General features: G+C 63.8%; 3 protein-coding genes. 2 read left to right on the forward strand and 1 reads right to left on the reverse strand.

From position 1 onward, the window contains the following. Positions 1 to 140: 140 nt before the first annotated feature. The gene (gene rluF, locus AB5Y64_RS00005) at positions 141 to 1,154 is read right to left on the reverse strand and encodes a 23S rRNA pseudouridine(2604) synthase RluF (protein WP_368202995.1); all 1,014 of its coding nucleotides are present in this window, start codon (positions 1,152 to 1,154) and stop codon (positions 141 to 143) included. 571 nt (positions 1,155 to 1,725) lie between these two features. Between rluF and gdhA the strand changes: the two genes are divergently transcribed. Both gdhA and AB5Y64_RS00015 read left to right on the forward strand, forming a co-directional pair. Continuing rightward, the gene (gene gdhA, locus AB5Y64_RS00010; RefSeq protein ID WP_368202998.1) at positions 1,726 to 3,069 is read left to right on the forward strand and encodes an NADP-specific glutamate dehydrogenase; all 1,344 of its coding nucleotides are present in this window, start codon (positions 1,726 to 1,728) and stop codon (positions 3,067 to 3,069) included. 143 nt (positions 3,070 to 3,212) lie between these two features. Further along, a complete protein-coding gene (locus AB5Y64_RS00015; protein ID WP_043156523.1) occupies positions 3,213 to 3,416 on the forward strand; it encodes a DUF3955 domain-containing protein in 204 nt (67 codons plus the stop codon). The last annotated feature ends 179 nt before the right edge of the window (positions 3,417 to 3,595 follow it).

A 3,595-nucleotide genomic window follows, 5' to 3' on the forward strand; every position in this document is an offset into this window, starting at 1 on the left:
CTGGAGGAAGATCGACTGGACACAGCCTTGCCCCCTCAACTCAAATCCAATTTATGAATAATCAGTCAAAAAAGTGCTTATCTGAACAGCATTGCGGCCTTGGCCGGTGTTGTTCATCAGGGTGCGGGAAGGCCTGGCGCTCAGCGCCCCTTCTTCTGGCGCCCGCCCTGCCCTGGCCGCGGTTTGCCCGGGGCGGGTTTGCCCCCCTTGCCGGGCGCGCTTTTACCTGCTGCCCCTTTGCTGGCAACCCCTTTGCCCGCCCCGCCCTTGCCTGCGGGGCTCTTCTTCTCGAAGGCCTCGGGACCCGGCACATTGGGCCGCCCGCCAATCTCGTGATCGTCGCTGCGCCGCGGCTTCTTGCCCTGGGCCGGGGTGCCGGCCGCAGACGCCTTGGGCTTGGCAACCTGAGCCCCCTTGGCCGGTTTCGCCTCGGAGGAGGAGTCCTCAATCAGCTTGAACAGCTCGATCAGCTCGTCGTCGGTGAGATCGCGCCACTCCCCCACCGGCAGCCCCTTGAGGCTGACGTTCATGATGCGGATGCGCTCGAGCTTGGTCACCTCGAAGCCGAAGTGCTCGCACATGCGGCGGATCTGGCGGTTGAGCCCCTGCACCAGGGTGATGCGAAACACGAAGGGCGCCTCTCGCTTCACCTTGCACTTCTTGGTGACGGTGCCGAGGATGGGCACCCCGGCCGCCATGCCCCGGACGAACTCGTCGGTCACCGGCTTGTCCACGGTCACCAGGTACTCTTTCTCGTGATCGTTGCCCGCCCGCAGGATCTTGTTCACCAGATCCCCGTGGTTGGTGAGGAAGATGAGACCCTGGGAGTCCTTGTCGAGGCGCCCTATGGGGAAGATGCGGGTGCTGTGGTTGACGAAGTCGACGATGTTGTCCTTCTCCCCCGCCTCCGTGGTGCTGACGATGCCCACCGGCTTGTTGAGGGCGATGAAGACCAGGCTGTCGGCTTCGCGCGGTTCGATCACCTGGCCGTTGACCTTGACCAGATCCCCGGCAAACACCTGATCCCCCACCCCGGCCCGCTTGCCGTTGATGAAGACGTTGCCCTGCTCGATGAAACGATCGGCCTCACGACGTGAGCAGATGCCGCTCTCGCTGATGTATTTGTTCAGGCGCATGGATTCATCGGCCAGCATGGGTCACCTCCCGGGTCGGATGGGCCTTGAGAATGGCTGGCTGGATCAGCCGCGCTGTGGTCGGGTTCGTCTGCATACAACTCCATGAAATAAGGGCCTGCGCCCTGCATGTTCGGCAAAAAACGCCGCTACAGTAGCACATTGCACGGGCCCGCGCCCGGCCCCGTCGCACCCTGGCCGCTGGCTCACAGGGGGTGCTGCCCCTGATGCAGCAGCAGGCCCCCCATTATCCAGCGTGCGGTGACGCCGCGGCCCTGATTGGGCTGCACCGCGCACTCCCCGCCTCTTTTCACTTCATGGTGCTCACTTCATGGGCCGGGCCCCCGCCGCCGAAGATAGGGTGCGGCCTTCGGCAGATAGCCAGATGATCTAACGCTTGATATTTATCCAGCAAAAATGCATAAAAAGATTTTGGTCATCGCGAATTATCTGCTCTGACCCGCCGACGACGGGAAATGACACCCCCATCGGGGCGCAACAACGGGCCCCTTGAGCCCCGCGAACCCTGAAGACGGGCATGATCCCCTTTCTGGCAGGACGCCACTTTCATCATTCACGACAGGAGTTAAAGATGAGTCATTCCCTCTCCCAGGAGGCCTTCCTGGCCCAGGTCGCCAGCCGCAACCCTCACCAGCCCGAGTTCATCCAGGCCGTGAGCGAGGTGATCGCCTCCATCTGGCCCTATGTGGAGCGCCACCCCCGCTACCTGCAACACGGCCTGCTGGAGCGACTGGTGGAGCCCGAGCGCCTGGTGCAGTTTCGGGTGAGCTGGGTGGATGACCAGGGCCAGGTGCAGGTGAATCGCGGCTACCGGGTGCAGCACAGCTCCGCCATCGGCCCCTTCAAGGGCGGCATGCGCTTCCATCCCTCGGTGGATCTCTCGGTGCTGAAGTTCCTCGCCTTCGAGCAGACCTTCAAGAACGCCCTCACCACCCTGCCCATGGGCGGCGGCAAGGGGGGCAGCGATTTCGATCCCAAGGGCAAGAGCGAAGGAGAAGTGATGCGCTTCTGCCAGGCCCTGATGCTGGAGCTCTATCGCCACCTGGGGGCCAACACCGACGTGCCGGCGGGCGACATCGGGGTGGGCGGGCGCGAGGTGAGCTACATGGCGGGCATGATGAAGAAGCTCACCAACAGCGCCGAGTGCGTCTTCACCGGCAAGGGACTCTCCTTTGGCGGCAGCCTCATTCGTCCGGAAGCCACCGGCTACGGCCTGCTCTACTTTGTCGACGCCATGCTGGCCCATCGCGGCCAGTCCCTGGCGGGCCTGCGGGTCTCGGTGTCGGGCTCGGGCAACGTGGCCCAATACGCCATCGAGAAGGCGATGGCCCTCGGCGCCCGCGTCATCACCGCCTCCGACTCCGGCGGCACCGTCTATGATCCGGACGGCTTCACCCCCGAGAAGCTGGCCCGTCTGATGGCGCTTAAAAACGAGCAGCGCAAGCGGGTCGCCGATTACGCCCATGAGCTCGGGCTCGAGTTCTTCAGCGGCCGCACCCCCTGGCACCTGACGACCGACGTCGCCCTCCCCTGCGCCACCCAGAACGAGCTGGATGCCGAAGATGCGGCGCAGCTTATTGCCAACGGCGTGCAGTTGGTGGCCGAGGGGGCCAACATGCCCTCCAGCGCCGCCGCCATCCGCCTCTTCCACGAAGCAAAGGTGCTGTTCGCCCCGGGCAAGGCGGCCAACGCCGGCGGGGTTGCCACCTCGGGCCTCGAGATGAGCCAGAATGCCCAGCGCCTCTCCTGGACCCGGGAGGAGGTGGACGCCCGCCTCAAGGGGATCATGACCAGCATCCACGCCACCTGTGTCCGTTACGGTCAGGATGCTGACCATGTGGACTACGAAAGCGGCGCCAATATTGCCGGCTTCGTCAAGGTGGCCGACGCCATGCTGGCGCAAGGGGTCTGCTGAGCGCCTTGGCCCGGGGCTTACCCCTCAACACAACGGCAGCCCTCGGGCTGCCGTTGTGTTTTGTGCCTGGCGCGACTTCACACTCGCTTCACCCAGGCATGAAAGTCTCCCATCCGTTCCATCTCGCTGACGAGGATGACAAGATGACGATGAAAATAGGTGCCCTGCTGATCCTGGCCGGGCTCGGCTGCTTTGTGGCCTTCAACCTGCTGGGCTCCACCCTCGATGCCCAGGGCTTCCTGCACGAGCCCTTTGCCCTGCTGCCCCTGGGCTATCTGCTGCTCTTCACCGGCATGGTGCTCACCGTGATCCCTCTGCTGCGCAAGGGGCGCACCAGGGAGCAATGACACAAATCGCAAGGTGCCAAGAGCTCAGCAATAGCGGCTGATCTCGATGAGGTTCTAATCCGGGTCCAGGCAATAGACCGATTCGTTGACATCCTCCCCCACCTTAGCGCTTCGCGTCACAGGAGGGGGATTCCCATTACTGGGTGATAGCTGCTCGCGCAGTACCGGGTTCCTGCTTC

Origin of the sequence: Aeromonas sp. R5-1 (assembly GCF_040908265.1) — a bacterium.
GTDB lineage: Bacteria > Pseudomonadota > Gammaproteobacteria > Enterobacterales > Aeromonadaceae > Aeromonas > Aeromonas caviae.

Coding starts and splice junctions, on each gene's coding strand:
- rluF (WP_368202995.1), bottom strand. CDS start 1,154: ATGCTGGCCGATGAATCCATGCGCCTGAACAAATACATCAGCGAGAGC.
- gdhA (WP_368202998.1), top strand. CDS start 1,726: ATGAGTCATTCCCTCTCCCAGGAGGCCTTCCTGGCCCAGGTCGCCAGC.
- AB5Y64_RS00015 (WP_043156523.1), top strand. CDS start 3,213: ATGACGATGAAAATAGGTGCCCTGCTGATCCTGGCCGGGCTCGGCTGC.